The following is a 21,848-nucleotide window of genomic DNA, read 5'->3' as shown; positions in this document are numbered from 1 at the left end:
ATCAAATGAGTACGGGAATGAATCCAAACGCTCAAATTGAAGGCCTGGATTCAGAATTAAGAGTATGGAATTGTCGATCAATAACCACCACTTCACATTATTCGAGTCATCTCGCAGCATTAATTCATAACAGCTTCATGAATACTTCATGAATTAATGCAAAGTCAGGCGGCACTCCAGTCGCTCCTCGCTCGGATCCAGTCGCGGGCCTGGTCTGCGAAACCACGCAGATCGAGTCGTTCCCGGTCAGCGGCGCGGGCCACCAGCAACGGCGCCTGACGCTTGAGTTCTTCGAGGTCGGGCTCCGCAACGCCAGCATTGAGAGCCATCCAGTCCGCCATCGACGCTCCCACCACGCGGGTGAGATAAGCAGCGCTCAATGCCTGAACCGCGCCAGCCGCTAGCCAGCTCGCACCATCCAGCTTGGCCAGACCGAGCAGCGCCTGGCCGCTCCATTCCACAACGCCCTGGGCGAGAGCGGCACCCCCGAGCTGACGCACCACAGCCTGCAGGACGTCCTGACTCCAAGGGCAATTCCAGATTGCTGCCATCTCCTTCACCATCAGGCCATTGCCAACCACGACAGCCAGGAGGTCGACACTGGGAAGCGGCGACGCAGCCACCACACCGGCCACGATCCACTGGCTTTGCTGAAGCAGGGCACGAAACCGTTCGCGGCGAAACCCTTCCAAATCGGCCTGCCAGCAGCGGTGCAGGTCCCGAAGCAGTCGCTGACGGGTGATGTCTCTAACAGACTGTGGCTCATCAAGCTGACGACGGACAGGCTGGAGCACACTCCTGAGCGTCTCGGCCGTCCCGTTCCATGGAAGCAGCGATTGGTGCCAACGCTCCGGAAGCTGACAGTTCAGGGCCTGGATCTGCTCAGACCTGGATGACTCCGACTCGAGCAGCAACCACACGGGACGATCGACAGGCAGCTGCTCCAGCCAGAGCAGATCAGCCGCCCGCAGGGGCAGGGGCAGAACATGCAGAAGAACATCGAGCTGCTGCAGATCAGCTGGCCAGCTCCAGGACGTCCCAACAACAGGAAGAGGCCTTCCGATGCAGAGGTCGAGGTTGCGAACACCCGCCAGGGCGACCTGCAAACGCTCCGTCGACGGTAAAGGTGTGCCGTCTGTGGCTACCACCCCAAGACTGAGCGGCTCGTCGAAGTCCAGTAAGCGATCGAGCTCGGCGGCTCTGGGCTTGCACAGATCGGTGAACCCGAGGACGGTCTCCAGTTCAGCGAACTGACGAAGAACATCGTTGCAACGCTGAATCCAGCCCTTGAGTGATTCGGGTTCCTGAAAAACAGGAGGCTTCACCGGACGGGATAGCCACCAAAGGCCGGCTCCAGCCGCCAGAACGCCGAAACCTCCTCCTGGGATGTGAGCGACGTCGGTGAGCAACCAGTGCCCAGCGGTGAGCACACCTGCGGAAACAGCCAGCCGACCTGCCAATCGGGGGGACAGAGACCAACCGGAAACGACCAGGTTGCGGATCGATTGCACCGGAAACTGCACGACGGGCCCACACACCCGGCTTTCCTAGCTCACCTCGATGCTTACGGCACCCGCTGATGGCCAGCCTGAAATCGTGCAGCGGGCAATCCGACCCTTCCTGACGGCCAGGACAAAGGTCTCTCCATATGGTTGAGAGGTCATCATCAGCCTTCCATGGCCAGCGATCGCAGAAACGAGGTGAAGCGGGTGCTGATGGTGGCCTTGACCATCAACCTCAGCATGACCGCACTCAAGCTTGCGGTGGGGTTGGCCAGCGGATCCCTGGCGGTGATCGCGGACGCCATGCACAGTGCGACAGATGCCCTTTCAAGCCTGCTGGCGCTGATCACCAACAGCCTCTCTGACCCGAGGCCCGATCGCGACCATCCCTACGGACACGACAAATATGAGGGGATCGGAGCCCTGGCGATCGCCGGATTCATCTTCTTTACCGCGATCGAGATCCTGATCACGGGTGGCCAGCGCATTCTGGATGGACTTCCCCAGCTGAGGATTGATTGGCCCGAACTCCTGTTGCTTCTCGTTGTGCTGGTGCTGAACGTCGTGCTGGCCCGTTATGAGCGTCGACAAGGACGAAAGCTAAACAGTCAGCTGCTTCTGGCCGATGCCAATCACACCACCAGCGACATCTGGACCACTGTGATTGTGCTGGTGGGACTGACTGGTGCCTGGATCTTCAAAGTGAACTGGCTGGATCTCATTCTGGCCGTGCCCTTGGCCGTGATCCTGATTCGCGTGTGCTGGCATGTTCTGAGGGACAACCTGCCCTGGTTGGTTGATCACATCGCCATTGCCCCCGAAGCAATTCATGCGCAGGCCATGGGAGTTCCTGGAGTTTTGAATTGCCACGACATCGCCAGCCGCGGAGTCTTGGGACAGAGAGTCTTTATCGACATGCACATGGTGGTGGACGTGGATGACCTCGCGGCAGCCCATCGCATCACCGAGCAGGTCGAGGATCGACTGGAGACCCGGTTCGGACCGGTGCGCTGCACCATCCACTTGGAGCCGAGGGATTACGCGGAACAACAGATCACCTTTCGGGGTACCCACGGTTGAAACAGCTGACGAAGCTCCCCAGGACATTCCCTGGGCTGCGGTGATGCGTCACACTTGCGCCTGACTCCAGGCCCCAGGCCATGACTGATTCCTACAGCGATTCCCGCCAACAGGGCGGACCAGGTGAAGGCGGCCGCGAGGGCGGTCGTGGAGCCCGAGGCGGCCGCGGCCCCGGCAACCGAGAGGGTGGCGGCTTCAGGATCAGATTGAGCGACAACGAGATGCGATCCGCGCGGGCGCTCCAGGAAGCCCTCAATTTGCGCTCCACCGTGGCAGTGCTCGGATTTGCTGTCCGCACCCTTGGGCAGATGCTCGAGGATGGAAAGCTTGATGAGCTGGTGGCCCAGCAACGTGCCCAGGGGAACCGTGGCGGCGGTCGTCGTGATGACGAGCGGGGCGGTCGTCGTGGCGAGGGCCGGGGTGAAGGAGGTCGCAGCTCCAAGCCTGACCCTTTTGCACGACCCGCCAAGCCTCAGCCTCCTGCCCCGGAGCCCGAGCCTGAGCCCGAAACCAGCGCAGACGCTGATGTCGAACCTGCGTCTGCGGATCCTGAAGCCGCAGGAACCGAACAACCTGCAGCCGAAGCGGCCCCGACCAGCGAGCCCGGAGCCTGATCGATGGGGAGGCCACGCGTTCTTTCTGGCGTCCAGCCAACCGGTGCCCTCCATCTAGGGAACTGGCTCGGAGCGATCCGAAACTGGGTGGATCTCCAGCACGACCACGACACGTTCTTTTGCGTGGTGGATCTCCATGCCGTGACCGTGCCCCACGATCCGAAACGCCTGGCGGAAGACACCCTCTCAACGGCGGCCCTCTACCTGGCCTGCGGGCTCGATCCTGAGCTCTGCACGATTTTTGTGCAGAGCCAGGTGCCTGCCCACAGCGAACTCTGCTGGCTGCTGAACTGCGTCACTCCTCTCAATTGGCTGGAACGCATGATCCAGTTCAAGGAGAAGGCTTTGAAACAGGGGGACAACGTGTCCGTAGGGCTCCTGGATTACCCAGTGCTCATGGCCGCTGACATCCTTCTCTATGACGCTGATCTCGTCCCCGTCGGAGAGGACCAGAAACAGCATCTTGAGCTCGCCCGTGACATCGCGCAGCAGCGCATCAATGCAAGGTTCGGAACCGAGGACGCACCGATCCTGAAGGTTCCCCAACCGCTCATCCTCAAGGACGGCGCTCGGGTGATGAGCCTCACCGACGGTCGCAGCAAGATGAGCAAAAGCGACCCGAATGAGGGAAGCCGCATCACCCTGCTCGACCCTCCGGACCAGATCACCAAGAAGATCAAGCGGGCCAAGACTGACCCGGAACGAGGCCTTGAATTCGGCAATCCTGAACGCCCAGAGACAGACAATCTGCTCGGGCTTTACGCCCTTCTAAGCGGCAGAGGGCGTGAGGCAGCAGCCGCGGAGTGCTCTGAGATGGGGTGGGGTCAATTCAAACCCCTTCTTGCAGAGGCCACGGTGGCGGCCCTCGATCCAATCCAAAAGCGCTACCACGAGCTGATGGAAGACCGTGCTCAGCTCCTCGCCGTACTGGAAACCGGCCGCCAGCGTGCTGGTGCCGTCGCGGATGCCAGCGCGCAAAGGGTTCGCTCAGCCCTCGGCTTTCTCAGAAGCAGCTGATCATTGGCAAAGGAACTAAAAAGTTTCACTAATACTTAATACCTCCTGAGAGCCGAAGCGACCCGCCGGCACCCTCCCATGGGGGATTGCCAGTCCAGAAGCAAGATCTCATGGGTCTCAGGCAAGCTCAGGCCTGAGTGTTTTTGCTCAGGCATACAGACTTCGTAGCGTCAAGGGCGACCCCGACCCACTCGCCAGAGCCCCTTCCCATTAACGAAGGTGGCGCTTCCATTCCTCTGGAGCGTTCCCGGCTTGCTGCGTCAAACCACCACATTGATCCGCTCTTCCAAGACCTCCGGACCCAAGATCCTCGGCATTGGAGCCCTCAGCGTGGGTCTAATGATGACGTTGGGGACGGGCATCCAGGCCGAACGCTCCGAGGAGCGAGTGGATCAGGCTCAAACAGTGGATGATGCTCTTCGTCGCCAAGAGCAGAAAGAGCGCACCGACGATCTAGAAGCCACCCCTTACACCATTACGCCGGAACGCAGGGCCCTGCTGAATACCATCCGCTACGCGGAAGGAACCTGGAAAGATGGCCGAGACCTCGGGTACCGCACCCTGTACGGCGGTGGGCTCTTTCAAGATCTGTCGCGTCATCCTGAACGCGTCGTGGTGAAGCGCTACTCCAGCGCTGCTGCCGGCGCTTACCAGTTCCTCCCCAGTACCTGGCAGGAAACAGCACGCAAGCTCAAGCTCCCCAGCTTTGCTCCCAAGCATCAAGACCAAGCCGCTTTGCACCTGGTGAAAAAGCGCGGCGCCCTTCAGGAGGTCGACCGCAATGGGCTCACCAGGGCCGCCATGAACCGTCTGGCACCGGAATGGGCGTCTTTCCCCACCCATGCTGGACGCAGTGCCTATGGCCAACCCGTGAAGTCCCACTCCGAACTCTTGGCGTTTTACAGGAGCAATCTGAGCGAATTACGAAACGGGACCGAAAGCTGATCAAGCTGGCTGGGGAACAGCCAAACCAAACCAAAGCCCCAGGCGCACGATCCAATACAAACCCAGTCCAGCGCCGAGAACGATGAGCAGGAGCCAGCGGGACGATCCCAGCCTGGGCAGCTCTCTCCCCATGACCGCCTGCCGCCATCCGACCCAACCCAGGCCCAAGACCAAGGGTGGGCCGAAGAGATGAAGCTCCAAGGCTTCTCCGAGATCACCGTGCAGCGTGGCCAGAGCCGAACGGGTGAGAAAGCAAGTGGGACAGGGAATCCCTGTGAGAGTGCGCAGAGGGCACCCTGGCAACAGCAGAGGCACGCCACGAGCGCGAAGAACGAGGGCAGCAAGCACTCCCAGGCTGATCCAACCGCTGCGTCGATGGCCTGAAGCGCTCCTCATCGAGACGTTCTGGACACCTGAGCCGCCAGAGCCCAAACCTCCATCACCAGCTGGTGCCACGGAGCCATGGCATCCATCGACACGGCCATCGCCTCAGGACTGGCGCTCACGAGCGCTCGTGTTGCTTCGATGGCCCTGAGGCCCTCATCCAGCCGCGCCGCCATGGCCTCACGGTCCTTTCGATCCATCACAGCGTCCGGACAGACCCTCAGCAACTCTTCTCCCCGATGGAACCAGTGATTGAAATCCCTCAACAGTGAATCCAGGAGGGACTCCAGCAGAGCATCGGCTTCAGGATCCCGATCCGGCTTCATCAAAGGGTGCAGGCAGTATCCCCATAGGATGGCGAATCCCGATCAGCAGACGGTGAGCAGCGCGGCAGCAACGACCTCAGCCCCCCCCAGCCCAGTGGTGCTGCCCAAAACCAGCGAGAACGAGCAGCTGCTCAAAATCCGCCACTCCATGAGCCACGTGATGGCCATGGCGGTGCAACAGCTTTTTCCCCAGGCCCGCGTCACCATCGGCCCCTGGACTGAATCCGGTTTCTACTACGACTTCGACAACCCGGATCCCTTTACCGAAGCCGATCTGAAGGCGATCAAGAAAGGGATGATCAAGATCATCAACAAGAAGCTGCCCCTCGAGCGCGTCGAGGTGAGCCGCAGCCAGGCCGAAGCAAAGATCAAGGCCCAGAACGAGCCTTACAAACTGGAGATTCTGGAAGGCCTCCAAGAGCCGATCACCCTCTATACCCTGGGTGACGACTGGTGGGACCTCTGCGCCGGCCCCCACGTGGATCACACCGGCCAGCTCAACGCCAAGGCTTTTGAGCTGGAGAGCGTGGCGGGGGCTTACTGGCGCGGCGATGAAACCAAGGCCCAGTTGCAACGGATCTACGGCACCGCCTGGGAGACCCCCGAACAGCTTGCCGAGCACAAGCGGCGCAAGGAAGAGGCTCTGCGGCGTGACCATCGCCGCATCGGTAAAGACCTTGATCTGTTTTCAATCGAGGATGAAGCCGGTGCCGGTCTGGTGTTCTGGCACCCCCGAGGAGCCCGCATGCGTCTGCTGATCGAGGACTTCTGGCGCCAGGCCCACTTCGAAGGTGGCTACGAGCTGCTCTACACCCCCCACGTGGCCGACATCAGCCTCTGGAAGACCTCTGGCCACCTCGACTTCTATGCCGAAAGCATGTTCGGCCCGATGCAGGTGGACGAGCGGGAGTACCAGCTCAAGCCGATGAATTGCCCGTTCCATGTGCTCACCTACGCCAGCAAGCTGCGCAGCTACCGGGAACTGCCGATCCGCTGGGCTGAGCTGGGAACCGTGTACCGCTACGAGCGGCCGGGAGTGATGCACGGCCTGATGCGCGTGCGCGGCTTCACCCAAGACGACGCCCACGTGTTCTGCCTTCCAGAACAGATCAGCGATGAGATCCTGAAAATCCTTGACCTCACCGAGCGGATTCTCTCCACCTTCGACTTCAATACCTACGAAATCAACCTTTCCACTCGCCCGGAGAAATCGATCGGTGATGACGCCGTCTGGAATCTGGCCACCAAAGGGTTAATCGAAGCGCTGGAACGCAAAGGCTGGGCTTACAAGATCGATGAAGGCGGCGGGGCCTTCTATGGACCCAAGATCGATCTCAAGATCGAAGATGCCATTGGCCGGATGTGGCAGTGCTCCACCATCCAGCTCGATTTCAACCTGCCGGAGCGGTTCAAGCTCGATTACATCGCTGCGGATGGCAGCAAACAGCGCCCGATCATGATCCACCGGGCCATCTTCGGCTCCCTGGAGCGGTTCTTCGGGATCATGACCGAGAACTACGCGGGCGACTATCCGTTCTGGCTGGCCCCCGAGCAGGTGCGGCTGCTACCGGTCACCGATGAGGTGCAGCCCTACGCCGAACGCCTGCTGGACCAGCTCACCCAGGTGGGGGTGCGGGCCACGATCGATCGCAGCGGCGACCGTCTCGGCAAGTTGATCCGTACCGGCGAACAGATGAAAATTCCTGTTCTGGCCGTGATCGGTGCCAAGGAAGCTGAACAAAATGCCGTGAGTCTTCGCAGCCGCAGGGATGGCGATCTCGGTGTGGTGACTGTGGCCGATTTACTCCGAGCTGTTCAGAACGCCAACGCACAACGTGCCGCAGGACTGGAGCTGAAGGGATGACGGAGTCTGCGATCACCTCCCTCGGCGATCTGGCCCGTCTGCGCGGGGCTCCGGAGCTCAGTTCTGAGGTCTGGGAAGGCCTGCGATCCGAGCTCACCGAAGCCATGGACAGCGCCAGCTGGTTCACCGTTGGCGTCATGGCCCCCTCTGCCGCTCAAGCCTTAGCGGCCCTTCGGGCGCTCGAACGCAGCCAGGCGTGGGAGCCCATGACTGTGATAGCCAGCACCGAGGAACAAGGACCTGTGTTCCTCAAAGCCAATCAGAACGGCGGATCTATCCGCATCCGCATCGAACAGGGCCTGGGGGAAGGAATCCTGATCACTGGCCATGGTGATGACGAGAGTCATCCCAGCACTACTTGGGGGCCGCTTCCGCTGAACTTCTTCAATGAAGCTGGGCCAGAAGGACAACACTGACGACCTCGATCCTTCAAGGATGTCGTCCAGATCGCTTGCCGTTTAACGGCACCATCTTCACCCTTGGGATCGATGCCAGACACCACCCCATGGCAGCCAAAACATTTTTGGCCGGTGATCTCGGAGGCACCAAGACCCTACTGGCCATCTACAGCGAAACCGATCGGGGGCTGAACAAGAAGCATTCCCATCGCTATGCGTCGGCTGAGTGGAACGATCTTGAATCGATGCTGGGTGATTTTCTCAAGACCCTGCCTCCAGGTGTGTCCAAACCTGAAACCAGCTGTATCGCCGTGGCCGGACCAGTCCAGAACGGCACGGCAAAGCTCACCAATCTCCCCTGGAGCATGAGCGAATCCTCGCTCTGCGATGCCACAGGACTGCAACGACTTGAGCTGGTCAACGACTTTGCTGTGCTCATCCATGGCCTGCCCCACCTCAACGCATCGCAACAGGTGGTGCTGCAGACCGGAAGCGGCCGAGACACCCCGACAGAATCAGGACACGACGGCGGAGCCGTGGCCATTCTTGGTGCAGGCACGGGCCTGGGAATGGCTCGCGGCCTTCCTGCGGCCAGGGGCTGGCTGGCCTTGCCCAGCGAGGGCGGGCACCGGGAATTCGCCCCGCGAACTGAAGATGAATGGCATTTGGCCCAGTGGATGCGAAGTGACCTTGATCTCGATCGACTGTCGATCGAACGCGTTGTCAGCGGCACGGGGCTTGGGTATGTGATGTGCTGGATGCTCTCCACTCATGACAACGCCGATCACCCCCTGCAGGCCAAGGCAAAAGCCTGGAGGACGCTGCCGGCAGACCACCCGGAGCATGAAGACTTGCCAGCCCACACCAGCCAGGCAGCGGTCTCAGGAGATCCTCTAGCCCAGGCCGCGATGACGCTGTGGCTCGGAGCTTATGGATCCGCTGCAGGGGATCTGGCCCTTCAAGAACTTTGCATCGGTGGACTCTGGATCGGCGGTGGTACAGCGGAAAAGGTCATCGACGGCCTGCGCTCGCCGCAGTTTTTGGAGCCTCTTCGCCGGAAAGGACGCTTCAGGCCCCTGATCGAAAGCATCACCATTAGGGCCGTGACCGATCCGGAGGCCGGATTGTTCAGTTCAGCCTGCAGGGCACGCGATCTGGCGGAGTCGGGTGGGACACTAGCCTGAGTAGATCAGTAGGGATGGCGCAGCCGCGCATAGGCCAGACCGTTGTGGTGGATGTTCCAGCCACCACAGCCAACATCGGACCAGGCTTCGACTGTCTCGGTGCAGCCCTGGATCTGAACAACCGCTTCACCATGCGGCGAATCGAGGGGGATGGTGAACGCTTCGAGCTGATCATCGAAGGGCAAGAGGGATCCCATCTCCGCGGTGGAGCCGAGAATCTGGTGTATCGAGCCGCTCAACGGGTTTGGAAGGCTGCAGGTGAAGGACCTTTCGCTCTCGAGGCCAGAGTGCGCCTGGCGGTTCCGCCGGCCCGCGGCCTTGGAAGCAGTGCCACAGCCATCGTCGCCGGCCTCGTGGGGGCCAATGCTCTGGTCGGAGAGCCTTTGAGCCGCGAGAAACTTCTGGAGCTAGCCATCGACATCGAAGGCCACCCCGACAATGTGGTGCCCTCCCTCCTCGGGGGTCTTTGCATGACAGCCAAGGCGGCATCGCAGCGATGGCGGGTGGTGCGCTGCGAATGGATGCACAGCGTCAAGGCCGTGGTTGCGATTCCCGCTATCCGTCTGAGCACCAGCGAAGCCCGTCGCGCCATGCCGAAAACCGTTCCCGTGGGAGATGCGGTGGTCAATCTTGGTGCGCTCACGCTGCTCCTGCAGGGCCTGCGCACAGGCAACGGCGATCTGATCGCCGATGGCATGCATGATCGGTTGCATGAGCCCTACCGGTGGCGCTTGATCAAGGGAGGGCAGGAGGTGCGCCAAGCCGCTCTCGAGGCGGGAGCCTGGGGCTGCTCCATCAGCGGAGCCGGTCCAAGCATTTTGGCCCTCTGCACGGAGGAGAAAGGGCCGAGCATCAGCCAGGCCATGGTGAGAGCCTGGGAATCGGTCGGTATCGCCAGCCGTGCCCCCCTACTGAATCTGCAGACGACTGGGAGCCACTGGCAGCCTCGCGATGCTGGGTAGTTGTACTTAAGCTCACCCTTGGAGCTGATAAGTTCAATCACAATCTTGTGGACGCCATGGACGCAAATCTGCCTTTGACGGCTGCGTCCGACGCAGGCTTTCCCTGGTTGTCGCTGATCGTGTTGCTACCTGCGGCGGCGGCATTGCTCATGCCCTTGTTGCCTGGCGACGACCAAACCCCGTCGCCGGTGCCACGCAACGTGGCGATCGGCGTTCTGCTGGTGGATCTCGTCCTGATGCTGGCTGTATTCAGCCAACATTTTGATCCGATGAGCAGTGAGCTCCAGCTTGTTGAACGAGTCAGCTGGCTTCCGGTCATCGGTCTGGAGTGGTCCCTGGGGGCCGATGGTCTCTCCGCACCTCTTGTTGTTCTCAGCGGTCTGGTCACGCTTCTCTCTGTTGCGGCCAGCTGGAATGTCACTCATAAATCACGGCTTTACTTCGGTCTGCTGCTGGTCCAGGCCTCGGCCCAGGGCCTTGTGTTCTTGTCCCAGGATTTCCTGCTGTTCTTCCTGGCCTGGGAGCTGGAACTGGTCCCCGTTTATCTACTGATCGCTATTTGGGGTGGTCAGAACCGTCAGTACGCCGCGACCAAATTCATCCTCTACACCGCTCTTGCGTCACTGCTGATCCTGATCAGCGGGCTGGCACTCGCCCTGTCCGGCGACACCTTCACGCTCAACCTCAATGAGCTCGCACAGCGCTCACCGGGAGGAAGTTTCGGCCTTCTTTGTTACCTCGGCTTCCTTGTGGGATTCGGAGTGAAACTACCGATGTTCCCGCTTCATACCTGGCTTCCCGATGCCCACGGGGAAGCGAATGCTCCGGTTTCCATGCTTTTGGCAGGCGTGCTTCTGAAAATGGGTGGCTACGCCCTGCTGAGATTCAACGTTCAGATGCTTCCGGATGCCCACCTCGTGATGGCACCGGCTCTGATCATCCTGGGCATCGTCAACATCGTGTACGGCGCTCTCAATGCCTTCGCGCAGGACAACGTGAAGCGCAGAATCGCCTGCAGCTCGGTCAGTCACATGGGATTTGTGCTGCTGGGCATCGGTGCCGTCGATGCACTCAGCATCAGTGGAGCCATGCTGCAAATGATCAGTCATGGCCTGATTGCCGCGGCCATGTTCTTCGTGACCGGGTGCTTTTACGAGCGCACCAAAACCCTGTCCATCCCCAACATGGGCGGACTCGCCAAGGTGCTTCCGATCACCTTCGCCTTCTTCCTTGCCAGCTCCCTTGCATCCCTCGCACTGCCGGGCATGAGTGGATTCATTAGTGAAATCACCGTGTTCCTCGGCATTACCAGCCAGGAGAGTTTCACCACACTGTTCAGGGTCACCACGATCGTGCTCGCGGCCATCGGTCTGGTTCTCACTCCGATTTATCTCCTGTCGATGTGCCGTCGGGTGTTCTTCGGTCCACGGATTCCCGCCCTTGCTTTTGTCGAAGACATGCGTCCTCGCGAACTGGTGATCGGTCTCACTCTGCTGGTCCCCACGCTTGTGATTGGCATCTGGCCCCGGATCGCGATGGATCTGTATGAAGCCTCCACCGATGCCCTGGCGGTGGATCTGGCCAAACACACCGTCGTGGCCATGCGCGCCCTCCTCCCCACCGGCTGATCATCCATGCCCCCATCGGAACTGCTGCGTTGCGAGGGACTCCCTCAATTCGACGCCATCGATACCGAACAGGTGGATCAACAGATCCCGTCCCTGCTGGCTGATCTCAGTGAAAGGTTCACCGCTCTGGAGGACCAACTTCGCGAGCGCCTCTCTGAACCAGACAGCCCCCCCCTGTCCTGGGACGAACTCATGCCTCCATTCCATGCTTTGGGGGAACGATTGCGCTGGAGCTGGGGCGTGGTGACGCACCTCACAGCCGTTCGCAACACGCCGGAGTTGCGTGAAGCCCACGCACGACAACAACCTGAGGTGGTGCGTTTCAGCAACAGAGTCGGACAAAGCTCAGTCCTTCACCAGGCCCTGCGTTCCTTGCTGGAGCAACAGAACAACACGCTTGATTCAACCCAGGTCCGCATTCTCGAAACCGAACTGCTCTCGATGCAGCATCGCGGAGTTGGTCTGACAGGGGATGACCAACAGGCCTTCAACCGCACCAGCGAGCGTCTGGCAGCCCTTTCCACCAGTTTCAGCAATCACGTTCTCGACGCCACCCAGCAATGGAGCCTCGTGGTGCACGACCGCAATCAACTGCAGGGAGTTCCCGAACGCGTCCTGGAGAATCTGGCCGTTGCTGCAGCCACCGCGGGGGACCGTGCCTCCTCCGGTGCCGAACCCACCGCCGCGGAAGGGCCTTGGCGACTGGGACTGGACATGCCGAGCTACGTGCCGGTCCTGACCCATGCCGAAGACCGCGATCTTCGCGAAACGGTGTACAAGGCCTACGTGAGCCGAGCGAGCCAGGGTGATCTCGACAATGGCCCGCTGATCGAAGAAATCCTTGCTTTACGCCAGGAGCAGGCCCAGCGACTGGGCTATGCCAACTGGGCTGAGCTGAGCCTGGCCTCCAAGATGGCCGATGGGGTGGATGCGGTGGAAACCCTTCTTGAAGAACTCAGGGTTGCGGCCATGCCCGTCGCTGAGCGGGAGCTGAAGGAACTGAACCAACTCGCCGCTAGCCGCGGTGCCATGGATGCTCTCGCTCCATGGGATGTGAGTTATTGGGCGGAGCAACTGCGCAGGGAGCGCTTCGATCTCGATCAGGAAGCCTTGAGGCCGTGGTTTCCCCTGCCACAGGTTCTCGATGGCCTGTTCAGCCTCTGCGAACGCCTGTTTGCGATCCGCATTGAAGCGGCGGATGGTGATGCGCCCATCTGGCACAAGGACGTGCGGTTCTTCCGAGTCCTCGACCGCAGGGGAGAAGCCCTGGCTGGGTTTTACCTGGATCCCTTCAGCCGGCCGGCGAGCAAGCGCGGCGGGGCCTGGATGGATGAGTGCCTCAACCGCAAACGGCAACCCAACGGAGACTTAACCCTGCCGGTGGCCTACCTGATCTGCAATCAGACCCCACCTTCTGGGGACACCCCCAGCCTCATGAGCTTTGAGGAGGTGGAAACCCTCTTCCACGAATTCGGGCATGGCCTGCAGCACATGCTCACCACAGTCGAGCACCCCCAGGCCGCTGGCATCAACAACGTGGAGTGGGATGCCGTGGAACTCCCCAGTCAGTTCATGGAGAACTGGTGCTTCGACCGCAGGACACTGATGGGCATGGCCCGGCACTGGACAACGGGTGAGCCACTGCCCGAAGCGGATTACAACAAGCTCTGCAACAGCCGCACCTTCATGCAGGGCAGTGGCACCCTTCGCCAAATCCACTTCGCACTAACCGATCTTCGGCTTCACAGCCAATGGTCCACGAACCTCGGCCTGAGCCCGGATGCCTTCCGTCGCCGTATCGCCGAGACGACGACAGTGCTGCCGCCGATCGATACCGACCGCTTCCTCTGCGCGTTCGGACATATTTTCGCTGGCGGTTATGCAGCGGGCTACTACTCCTACAAGTGGGCGGAAGTCCTTAGTGCTGACGCCTTCTCGGCATTTGAAGAGGTCGGTCTGGACCAGGATGATGCTGTGGCGGCCACCGGCGAGCGATTCCGCAACACGATCCTCAGCCTGGGGGGAAGTCTCCGTCCAGCAGAGATCTATCGACAGTTCCGAGGTCGGGATGCCAGCAGCAAAGCGCTCATCCGCCATTCGGGTTTGAAAGCCAGTTGAGTCGACTACACCGAAGTGACACCTCAGCTTTAGACAGTGTCACCCGTCCGCAGAGGATGCGTCGCGAAGGAGGGCCTGCATCAGCACATCCAACGCATGAGGATTGGATATGAGCTGCTGATGGGTCAGCACTGGAATGCTCCGCACCGTTCCGACGGGGAGACGGGCTTGCCATCCGGGCACCACCATCAGATCGCAACCGCAGAAACAACTCACACAGTCGAGGGCTTGCAGTAGCGAAGGATCCGCATTCAGAGAACGCAGCAGGGAACTGCCGCGTTTCATATCGGCCAGCCCAGCCAACAACCAGCGGGGAATCCACTGTGCCGTGAGTGTGCCTCGCTGTGGACTGCCGACACTGATGAAGCGATGGGTTCTCCGGGCTCCCCCCAACTGCTGAAGCCAAACACGACTGATGATGCCCCCCATGGAGAAACCCAGTAGATCAATCACGCAGCCATCTCCCCAGCGTTGGCGGATGTGATCATCCAGACGTTCGGCGAGAGTGACAAGCGGCACCGCACCGAGACGATGGGGAAGGTGCGGCACCGACACCGGCCACTGGTAGGCATCCAGGCGGCGAACCAAACGATTGAAGAGACGGGGGGAATCCCAGAGCCCGTGAACAAGAACGAGAGGACGCCGAACTGACGAGGGCACCGTGACCGAAGTGGTCATCTCAAAACGGCCTGTTGCGCCAGCGCTCAATGCTCACCGTACCGTTGAATCCAGCAATGGGTGGGGAACATTTGCTGAGGCGCAGATGCATCGGCAGGGCTCCATAGAGACTCTCCAAGACCTCGAAGACCCGTTCGCTGAAGTGTTCGATTGTCTGGCAACGAATCTCAGCGGCGAGAACCTGAAGTGCATTCACAGCCAGGCTGTAGTCGGCTGTGGCCTCAAGCGCATCCGATGCCGCAGCACCGGAGAGATCCAGATGCAAGGCAAGATCCAAACGGAACCATTGCCCATCCCGGCGCTCATGCTCCAGCACTCCCACATGGGCCCAGAGGCACAGGTCATCGATGCGAATCACGTCGAGTGAAGGGATCAGCGAGGGCATCACAACGGCAGATCCTTGTGCGTGAAGCGGCTCGCACCCGTGGCGTAGTCCGCTGCGACATGGCCATCGCCGCGCAATCGGTAGCGATACGTCACCAGACCCTCCAGACCGACCGGGCCCCTAGGCGGGAGCGTCTGGGTGCTGATGCCAACCTCAGCGCCGAACCCATAGCGGAAACCATCGGCAAAACGGGTGGAGCAGTTGTGATATACCCCTGCGCTGTCGATGGAGCTCAGGAAGCGGTCGGCGGCGGCGGCATCCTCCGTGACGATGCACTCGGTGTGACGGGAGCCAAAACAGCGGACGTGCTCAACGGCTTCAGCCAGATCCTCCACCACCTTCACCGCCAGGATCAGATCGAGGTATTCAGTGCGCCAGTCATCGTCCGTGGCTGGTTCAGACACTCCCAAAGCAACGCTGGCGGCGTCGCCACGCAGCACTACCCCCGCCTTGCGGAACTCCGGGATGGCAGCGGAAAGAAAGGAGGCGGCCACAGAGCGATGCACCAGCAGGGTCTCGATGGCATTGCATGCCGCCGGGTACTGGGTCTTGCTATCCAGCGCCACCCGAACAGCCTTGTCCACATCCGCTGCCGCGTCCACAAATAGATGACAGATTCCGTCAGCGTGACCCAACACGGGAATCCGGGTGTTGTCCTGAATGAAACGCACCAGTTCGTTGCTGCCACGGGGAATGATCAGATCAACCAGACCATCCAGCTTCAACAGGGCCAGGCTGTCCTGACGGGTGGTCAGAAGAGCGAGTGCATCGGGGGAGATAGCACTGGAGGCCAGCCCAGCCTTGAGGGCCTCCATCACCGCTTCGTTGGTGCAGCGGGCTTCACTGCCCCCTTTGAGCAGGGCGCCGTTACCGGAGCGAATGGCCAGGGAGGCGATCTGAATCACGGCGTCAGGACGCGCTTCGAAGATCACACCCAGAACCCCAAGAGGCACTGAAACCCTCTCCAGCGCAAGGCCTTGATCCAGTTCTCGGTGCAGGTCACGCCGGCCTAGCGGGTCCCTGAGACTGGCCACCTTGCGAACGCCATCGATCGCCCCCCCCAGCTTGGCAGCGTCGAGCTTGAGCCGGGCCATCAAGGCGGGCGCTAGACCCTCGGCGGCCGAGCGTTCCAGGTCTTCACGATTGGCTGCCACGAGGGCATCAGAGCGATCAGCCAGGGCCTCAGCCATGGCCTTCAGAGCCTGCATTCGCTGACCATCGTCAGCCATCCCCAGATCCACCGCGGCCAGACGCACGGCGCCAGCCCGTTGCAGCAGCTCAGGGGACGGCACTGGGACTTCGTTCATACCTGAGGGCGACTCTCACTAAGGCCATCATCAATGCCGAGGGTCTGGCGGAGTCAACACGTCTCGACGTTCAGCTCAAGCGCTGCAAAGCGAGTCGGGCTGCGCCGAGACGACCGGCTCCATTGCCCAGTGCACAGGCTTCGATGCAGAGTCCTTCCCTCGAAACGGCCTGGACCCGCTGAGCCACCTCCTGGCGAACGGCTGGAAGGAAATGGGCACTGGCGCCGGCCAGCCCTCCACCCACCAGCACCAGTTGTGGCGTGAACACATACACCAGAGACGTGATACCGATCCCCAGCAAGCGGCCGTATTCACGCCAGATCGTCAGAGCCTCGGCATCACCGCGTGAGGCAGCTTCAGCGAGAACGGCGGGATCCTCATCGCTGAGACGCCCCAGGCCGCTGATGCTGGCAAATTGTTCGAGCGATCCCTGATTGCCGCTGTTGCAGTCAGGTCCCTCCGGGTTGAGGGTGATGAGTCCAGGCTCTGCAGCGGCACCGTTGTGGCCGGTGAACAGGGTTCCTCCAAGCATCACCCCCCCGCCGACGCCCGTTCCCAGGGTGAGGAGGACCACATCCTGGAACCCTCGCGCAGCCCCCTTCCAGGCTTCTCCCACCAGAGCGCAGTTGCCATCGTTGGCCAGGGTGACCTTGCGCTTGAGGCGTGGCTCCAGCCATGCGGCCAAGGGAACCTCCTCCCATCCGGGCAGATTGATGCACACCCTCGCCACCCGGGCCGCTGCATCCATTGGTCCGGGAAGCCCAATTCCCACCAGTGCAGCCTTCCTCTCCGGATCGAGAGTGTCGATCGCCTCCACAAGCTCCATGCACACGGATCCCGGAGTCGCCGGTTGAGGCGTGGGTCGCTGGAGATCAGCCAACAACATGCCATCCGCGTCGAACAGGCCGAGCTTGAGGGCCGTTCCGCCGATATCAACCCCCAGGACACGCGGCTCAGCCATGAATCAGAAACGGAAAAATACCTGAAGCTGGGACTGCCACGTGCCCTGGGTATCCACGGAGGCGGACACGCTCGTTCGGGCATTGAGCTGGTAAGAAAGCGTGCCTTGGCTGGGAATATCGTTGCGGTCAGGAGCAGCCAAAACGGAAAAATCGAAGCGATCGGTCAGCGCCACACCCACGTCAGTGACCAAAGCGAGCTGGGGAGGAACCTGACCGGAGGTGCGCTCCTGATTGTTCTGAACTGTCGGTGTCACGTAAGTGGGATAAAGAGCGAACTGCAGTCTTTGGTTGAAGGCATCGGTCAAAGTCCCGAGCACCGGGGAAAGAAGCGACTGGCCGAGGACCGCCGCTAAAGCAGCGCCGGCACCGGCGTTGGAGAGACCGGCCAGGGAGTTACCACCGATCAGACCAAGCAATTGCGCCTCAGGCAGCGCAGGAGAGCTTCGCAACGTAATGGCATCAGCCAAACGGTCAGCAGGCCCTGTGGCCGTGAGGATCACTTTGATCAGACGCAACTGCCCACCGGCGCCGAGATTGCCGAGTCCATTGGTATCGAACACGGAGCTGGAGACTGCGTTACTACCTGTACCAATGGTCACGCTGTCGGAAACACGGCTGGTCATGGCCACATCCACATAGGGAATCAGACCGAGGGATGGGGTGAAGACCGCCACATTCGGAGAACGCCGATCCAGGTTGAACGTCGTCGTAAAAATCGACACGCGCCCGGTCAGCAGCTGCACCACTCCTCGAAGCTGCAGGCTGGGGTCCAGGGCACCGTTCAGGGTCAACAGCCCCTCCGTGGTGAAGTTCGCCAGGGGCTGAACCTCCACCCGAAGCTTGGGCCCCAGCCTCAGGCGCAGATTATCGAAGCCGAGAAAGGGAAGATTCGGCAGCGAGGCCTTGAGCGAGCGACTGCTGTCAGCTTCGATGTTGGGGCCAAGCAGCACCAGAGGATCCTGAAAATTCCATTGCTGCTCGAGCAGGGCATCCGCAGACACAATCTGCGCATCACCATCACCCCCTTGGAGTGACATCGTTGGTAGAAGCCCTGAAGCCTCCCTGCGCTTGGGGCGCACCAACATCGAGCGTGTCGGTCGGATCGAGCCATCGCTGACCTCCAAAGTGCCTCCCACCTCAGGCTTCACCAGGGCTCCGGTGATCGTGAGATCGGCACCAACCTGAACGTCCGCGATGGTGAGCTTGATCCGGGCCTTCTCCAGCTGCAGACGCAGCGGCTTGGCCTCTGGGGCAGGGCTGAGCAGTGCTAAGGAACCACTGCCTTTGAGCCGGCCCCCTGATCCAACCCGTCCCGTCAGGGACTGAACCTCCAGCCGGTCAAAGTCAAACACCATCGACCCGTTGACCTGGGTCAGAGCCTGATCCTGAGCTTTGAACGAGGCATTCTTCAGCACCACATAGCCGTTGGCTTCAGGAGCCGACAACGGTCCACTGAGCAGAAGCCGCAGGTCTGCATCTCCCTTGGTCCAAGACACCATCCCGCCGGTGAAACCGGTCAGGAAACGCAGTCCGTCACCCAGGCTGACCACCCTCACATCGAGAGGTTGATCGGAGGCCAGCGGAATGCGGCCCGTGACGGTGACAGGTTGGGCAGCCTTCTCCGCCTTGAGCGCGAGGTCCAGCGTCAAACCACCGTTCTCAAACAGCACCTGCCCTCGCTCGAGAGCGATCGGGTTGTCACCAATCTGCGCATCCTCCAGCTTGAGATCGGTGCTGAGCTCCGGTGATGCTCCGCCGAGCTTGTAGCGGCCGGTGAGCCCAACAGCTCCTTGAAGAGCTGGCGGGACGGGGGCCACGAGGGCGAGCAGGCTGAACGGGAGATGTTCAAGGGAGAAACTCCCTTCACCCCCCTGAATCGGCCCTTCGATCCTGGCGATGAAGGGTTTGACCTGGAGGGCGTAGTCCTGGTCCTGTCCTTCGATCCAGAGATGGCCCCTGGCCTTGAGATCAAGATCAAGACGACTCAGCCTGGGACCTTTCACATCGATCACCGCATCAACCTGCCCCCTCAGGTCCTTCAGATGCAGCGGGTCTCTCTCACGGCTGGTTCGGGTCGCATTCAGCAGAGCCTCCCTGGCATCGCGAAGGGCCTGAAGCTGACCATCGAGCGTTCCGCCAAAGGTATTCACCAGCAGGGTGCCCAGATCTTGAGCTGTCCCCATGGAGACAAGACGCTCATCGTTGAGCTGAGGCAGGCTGAGAGCACTGTTGGTCAGCCAGCGAGCACTGAGTCCTCGTGCTTCCACACGAGCATCCAAGGCACCGTTCAGTCGACCTTTGGCATCGAGAGTGATCTGGCCCGTATCCGGTGGGAGCAGTTCACCGGTGAAGGAATAGCGACGATCCTGGTAGCGGCCACTCAGCAGGATCTGACGCAATTGAAGACCCATGAGACCAGGCCGACTGAGACTGAGATCAACGTCCATCGCCAGAGGCTGCAGACCCAGGGTTCCCTCTCCACTCAGCCGGCCGTAGAGCCCCTCCCATCGCTGCTTCGGAGGCAAGGCCAGCTCCACCCCATCGATGGAGAGTCCCTCAGCCGTCCAGCGGTAGGCCGCTGGTGTGCCAATCATCTCCATCCGTCCGCCACGCCGGGTGAGAAGCACCCGATTCGGTAGCCAATTCGCACCAAGACTGGCTTCGAGGTCCCCCTGCACCACCGCACCGACGGAGGCCATGGTCAGGAGGCCTCCTCCTCCGGCCAGCCCTTTGAATCGCCCCTTCCAGTTCTCGGCCAAACGAATCACGCCGGCACGGGGTGCATTGACTGCGATGTTGAGATCGGGTCGAAGCGCTTGGAGCGGTCCACTCACACGACCGGATGCACTGATCGATCCGTCCATTGGGGTGCCAAGCAGTGGACCGATGCGCTTCAGCGGATAGCGATCCAGCCTCAGATCAGCCTGCAGATCGCCAATCTTCAGGCCCTCGGCGCCTAGTTCAAGCGGAAGACGGGCATCCGCTTGAAGGTCAGGACTGCGGAAGTCCTTGATCAGCAGAAGACCGGTTTCGCTGCTCCATCCGGCCCTCAGAGACCACGCCTCAAGCAGAGGATTGCTGGCCTGAGCAAGGTCGAGGCTGATCACTGGTTTCGCCGTTTCTCCTCGAAGCTTCAACAGCCCCTGGAGAGGAGCCTTCGCCCCCAGAAACTCAGGGACCAACGGCAGTCGTTTCCAGGCCGGGCCCGCGAGAGTGAGCTGTTGGCTGGTCACATCAAGCTGAGGATGAAGCATCCCCCGCGCCTGCACCGCCACACCGGGTGCCTGCAGATCCAGACGATCCAGCTGAGCCGTCCAGGCCTTGCTGTTACGCCAATCAGCCCCCAGCTGCACGGCCAACTGCAGTGGCTCATCCAGAGCCACCGTTTCGGGCAGAGCCCAGCGCCCCTTGAGTTCAACTTTCGGCCGATACCAATCGCCCAGCACACGGAAGGCCACGCTCCTGTCCTGTCCGAGCTCCCGGAAGCCACCGCGAAGATCGAAGGCGCGATTCAGGCGCACCTGACCGCCAAGATCGGCGCGATAGGTCCCATAGGCCCACTCACTGGTGGGAATCGTCAGAGCGTTGCCTCGGCAACTGATCTTCAGTCGCTTCGAACGCAGGGGTTGGTCCAGAGGTTGACCACTCACCTCAACATCAACCAGGGAAATCCCTCCGCTGCAATTCGCCTGTCCCTGCCTCCAACCGAGCCGTAGATCTCCACCCAGCTGCCCTCGCAGTTGCACGGGGAGTTTCGCGGGCAAAAGCCCCTGATAACGCTCCAGCCGGATCCGTTCCAGGCGGGTGCTGAGCTGCAGTTCCGGTCGAATCCAACGGCCCCGGCCCTTAAGAGTGATCCGGCCGCGATCCGGGAGTGCCACCTGCAGGGACACGTCAGCTCGATTCTCATCAAGGCGAACCGATGTCCAGCCCGCTGCACGCAGAGCCAGTCCGGCGGGTGCAACTTGGAGTCGCGCCAGGTCCGTCAGACGCACATCCAAATCCAGTCGAGGCGGCTTGCCACCTTTCGGCAGGGGACCAGGCACCCAATAAGCCCCTTGAGGATTGCGGCGCAGGTCGAGCAGAGCACCCTTGACTCCCACGGTCACCACAGGCCGAAGCCGCTGCAGACTGGCGAGCGGGTTGAAACCGATCGTCAGCTGCTGCACGGATGCAGTGGACTGATCACGGCGACCACGCTGCACCTTGATGGGACCGACCGTGATCCCTCGGAGGCTCAACCCCTGAAAACTGCCGATGCTGACAGGGTGTCCCAGGGGCTTGCCCACCTGCTCTTCAAGATCCGGGCGCAGTCGCTCGAACACAGCCGAGACAATGCGATCTGCAGCAACCCAAACAACGGCACCGCCGATCAGGACGGCACCGAGTCCAGTGAAGAGCACGCTCTTGGTTCGTCCACCTGAACCGCTTCCGAGCATCAATCTCCGTCAATTGATTGGAAGCCGACGCAATATAAGGAGCACATCAACGAGA

18 protein-coding genes are annotated in these 21,848 nt (G+C 61.1%); 10 read left to right on the top strand and 8 right to left on the bottom strand.

Going from position 1 to position 21,848, the window contains the following annotated elements; translation table 11 throughout:
- Positions 1-164: 164 nt before the first annotated feature.
- Positions 165-1,523 carry a DUF697 domain-containing protein gene (locus ACLM45_RS00360; RefSeq protein WP_415411445.1) on the bottom strand — a complete coding sequence of 453 codons (1,359 nt, stop codon included), beginning with the start codon at positions 1,521-1,523 and terminating at the stop codon, positions 165-167.
- A 153-nt stretch (positions 1,524-1,676) separates the two neighbouring features.
- On the opposite strand from ACLM45_RS00360, the gene ACLM45_RS00355 reads away from it, so the two are divergent.
- The 4 genes from ACLM45_RS00355 (at position 1,677) to ACLM45_RS00340 (ending at position 5,158) form a co-directional block, all read left to right on the top strand.
- A complete protein-coding gene (locus ACLM45_RS00355; RefSeq protein WP_006040875.1) occupies positions 1,677-2,582 on the top strand; it encodes a cation diffusion facilitator family transporter in 906 nt (301 codons plus the stop codon).
- Positions 2,583-2,662: 80 nt separating this feature from the next.
- A complete protein-coding gene (locus ACLM45_RS00350) occupies positions 2,663-3,196 on the top strand; it encodes a hypothetical protein (protein ID WP_415409982.1) in 534 nt (177 codons plus the stop codon).
- 3 nt (positions 3,197-3,199) lie between these two features.
- A complete protein-coding gene (gene trpS / locus ACLM45_RS00345) occupies positions 3,200-4,213 on the top strand; it encodes a tryptophan--tRNA ligase (protein ID WP_415409980.1) in 1,014 nt (337 codons plus the stop codon).
- A 219-nt stretch (positions 4,214-4,432) separates the two neighbouring features.
- Complete coding sequence (locus tag ACLM45_RS00340; RefSeq protein WP_415409978.1) at positions 4,433-5,158, top strand: endolysin; 726 nt, start codon at positions 4,433-4,435, stop codon at positions 5,156-5,158.
- Here the strand turns inward: ACLM45_RS00340 and ACLM45_RS00335 are convergent, their stop codons facing one another.
- Both ACLM45_RS00335 and ACLM45_RS00330 read right to left on the bottom strand, forming a co-directional pair.
- Positions 5,159-5,554: a DUF2752 domain-containing protein gene (locus ACLM45_RS00335; RefSeq protein WP_415409976.1), complete on the bottom strand. Its 396-nt coding sequence runs from the start codon at positions 5,552-5,554 to the stop codon at positions 5,159-5,161. It abuts the gene before it with no gap.
- The gene (locus ACLM45_RS00330) at positions 5,551-5,868 is read right to left on the bottom strand and encodes a DUF2605 domain-containing protein (RefSeq protein ID WP_006040870.1); all 318 of its coding nucleotides are present in this window, start codon (positions 5,866-5,868) and stop codon (positions 5,551-5,553) included. Before ACLM45_RS00330 ends, ACLM45_RS00335 begins: the two co-directional genes overlap by 4 nt.
- A gap of 28 nt (positions 5,869-5,896) precedes the next feature.
- Between ACLM45_RS00330 and thrS the strand changes: the two genes are divergently transcribed.
- From thrS to ACLM45_RS00300, 6 genes are all read left to right on the top strand, one after another.
- On the top strand, positions 5,897-7,732 hold the full coding sequence (gene thrS / locus ACLM45_RS00325) for a threonine--tRNA ligase (RefSeq protein ID WP_415409975.1): 1,836 nt from the start codon (positions 5,897-5,899) through the stop codon (positions 7,730-7,732).
- Positions 7,729-8,148, top strand: a complete 420-nt coding sequence (locus ACLM45_RS00320; protein WP_415409974.1) for a DUF1824 family protein — start codon at positions 7,729-7,731, stop codon at positions 8,146-8,148. Before thrS ends, ACLM45_RS00320 begins: the two co-directional genes overlap by 4 nt.
- 89 nt (positions 8,149-8,237) lie before the next feature.
- The gene (locus ACLM45_RS00315) at positions 8,238-9,314 is read left to right on the top strand and encodes a glucokinase (RefSeq protein ID WP_415411444.1); all 1,077 of its coding nucleotides are present in this window, start codon (positions 8,238-8,240) and stop codon (positions 9,312-9,314) included.
- A gap of 14 nt (positions 9,315-9,328) precedes the next feature.
- Positions 9,329-10,276 carry a homoserine kinase gene (gene thrB, locus ACLM45_RS00310; RefSeq protein WP_415409972.1) on the top strand — a complete coding sequence of 316 codons (948 nt, stop codon included), beginning with the start codon at positions 9,329-9,331 and terminating at the stop codon, positions 10,274-10,276.
- A gap of 56 nt (positions 10,277-10,332) precedes the next feature.
- Positions 10,333-11,904 carry an NAD(P)H-quinone oxidoreductase subunit 4 gene (locus tag ACLM45_RS00305; RefSeq protein WP_415409971.1) on the top strand — a complete coding sequence of 524 codons (1,572 nt, stop codon included), beginning with the start codon at positions 10,333-10,335 and terminating at the stop codon, positions 11,902-11,904.
- A 6-nt stretch (positions 11,905-11,910) separates the two neighbouring features.
- Positions 11,911-14,022, top strand: coding sequence for a M3 family metallopeptidase (locus tag ACLM45_RS00300; protein WP_415409969.1), 2,112 nt, complete (start codon positions 11,911-11,913; stop codon positions 14,020-14,022).
- A 39-nt stretch (positions 14,023-14,061) separates the two neighbouring features.
- Here ACLM45_RS00300 and ACLM45_RS00295 read toward each other — a convergent pair whose 3' ends face one another.
- The 5 genes from ACLM45_RS00295 to ACLM45_RS00275 all read right to left on the bottom strand — a co-directional run bounded on the left by ACLM45_RS00295 (position 14,062) and on the right by ACLM45_RS00275 (position 21,793).
- Positions 14,062-14,700, bottom strand: a complete 639-nt coding sequence (locus ACLM45_RS00295; RefSeq protein ID WP_415409968.1) for an esterase/lipase family protein — start codon at positions 14,698-14,700, stop codon at positions 14,062-14,064.
- Position 14,701: 1 nt separating this feature from the next.
- On the bottom strand, positions 14,702-15,085 hold the full coding sequence (locus ACLM45_RS00290) for a dihydroneopterin aldolase (RefSeq protein WP_415409967.1): 384 nt from the start codon (positions 15,083-15,085) through the stop codon (positions 14,702-14,704).
- Positions 15,085-16,392, bottom strand: a complete 1,308-nt coding sequence (locus tag ACLM45_RS00285; RefSeq protein WP_415409965.1) for a glutamate-5-semialdehyde dehydrogenase — start codon at positions 16,390-16,392, stop codon at positions 15,085-15,087. The genes ACLM45_RS00290 and ACLM45_RS00285 overlap by 1 nt, the downstream gene beginning before the upstream one ends.
- A gap of 70 nt (positions 16,393-16,462) precedes the next feature.
- Entirely contained in the window at positions 16,463-17,353 is an 891-nt protein-coding gene (locus ACLM45_RS00280) for an ROK family protein (protein ID WP_415409963.1), read from the bottom strand.
- Between the two features lie 3 nt (positions 17,354-17,356).
- Positions 17,357-21,793: a translocation/assembly module TamB domain-containing protein gene (locus ACLM45_RS00275; protein WP_415409961.1), complete on the bottom strand. Its 4,437-nt coding sequence runs from the start codon at positions 21,791-21,793 to the stop codon at positions 17,357-17,359.
- Positions 21,794-21,848: the final 55 nt, after the last annotated feature.

It is taken from the genome of Synechococcus sp. A10-1-5-9 (genome assembly GCF_047716785.1).
Lineage (GTDB): Bacteria > Cyanobacteriota > Cyanobacteriia > PCC-6307 > Cyanobiaceae > Synechococcus_C.
This window is presented reverse-complemented; position numbering and strand designations above follow the sequence as displayed.

Excerpts from the sequence above, each read along its gene's own strand:
- ACLM45_RS00355 (WP_006040875.1), top strand. The coding sequence starts at position 1,677 with ATGGCCAGCGATCGCAGAAACGAGGTGAAGCGGGTGCTGATGGTGGCC.
- ACLM45_RS00350 (WP_415409982.1), top strand. The coding sequence starts at position 2,663 with ATGACTGATTCCTACAGCGATTCCCGCCAACAGGGCGGACCAGGTGAA.
- trpS (WP_415409980.1), top strand. The coding sequence starts at position 3,200 with ATGGGGAGGCCACGCGTTCTTTCTGGCGTCCAGCCAACCGGTGCCCTC.
- ACLM45_RS00335 (WP_415409976.1), bottom strand. The coding sequence starts at position 5,554 with ATGAGGAGCGCTTCAGGCCATCGACGCAGCGGTTGGATCAGCCTGGGA.
- ACLM45_RS00330 (WP_006040870.1), bottom strand. The coding sequence starts at position 5,868 with ATGAAGCCGGATCGGGATCCTGAAGCCGATGCTCTGCTGGAGTCCCTC.
- thrS (WP_415409975.1), top strand. The coding sequence starts at position 5,897 with ATGGCGAATCCCGATCAGCAGACGGTGAGCAGCGCGGCAGCAACGACC.
- ACLM45_RS00320 (WP_415409974.1), top strand. The coding sequence starts at position 7,729 with ATGACGGAGTCTGCGATCACCTCCCTCGGCGATCTGGCCCGTCTGCGC.
- ACLM45_RS00315 (WP_415411444.1), top strand. The coding sequence starts at position 8,238 with ATGGCAGCCAAAACATTTTTGGCCGGTGATCTCGGAGGCACCAAGACC.
- thrB (WP_415409972.1), top strand. The coding sequence starts at position 9,329 with ATGGCGCAGCCGCGCATAGGCCAGACCGTTGTGGTGGATGTTCCAGCC.
- ACLM45_RS00305 (WP_415409971.1), top strand. The coding sequence starts at position 10,333 with ATGGACGCAAATCTGCCTTTGACGGCTGCGTCCGACGCAGGCTTTCCC.
- ACLM45_RS00300 (WP_415409969.1), top strand. The coding sequence starts at position 11,911 with ATGCCCCCATCGGAACTGCTGCGTTGCGAGGGACTCCCTCAATTCGAC.
- ACLM45_RS00295 (WP_415409968.1), bottom strand. The coding sequence starts at position 14,700 with ATGACCACTTCGGTCACGGTGCCCTCGTCAGTTCGGCGTCCTCTCGTT.
- ACLM45_RS00290 (WP_415409967.1), bottom strand. The coding sequence starts at position 15,085 with ATGCCCTCGCTGATCCCTTCACTCGACGTGATTCGCATCGATGACCTG.
- ACLM45_RS00285 (WP_415409965.1), bottom strand. The coding sequence starts at position 16,392 with ATGAACGAAGTCCCAGTGCCGTCCCCTGAGCTGCTGCAACGGGCTGGC.
- ACLM45_RS00280 (WP_415409963.1), bottom strand. The coding sequence starts at position 17,353 with ATGGCTGAGCCGCGTGTCCTGGGGGTTGATATCGGCGGAACGGCCCTC.
- ACLM45_RS00275 (WP_415409961.1), bottom strand. The coding sequence starts at position 21,793 with ATGCTCGGAAGCGGTTCAGGTGGACGAACCAAGAGCGTGCTCTTCACT.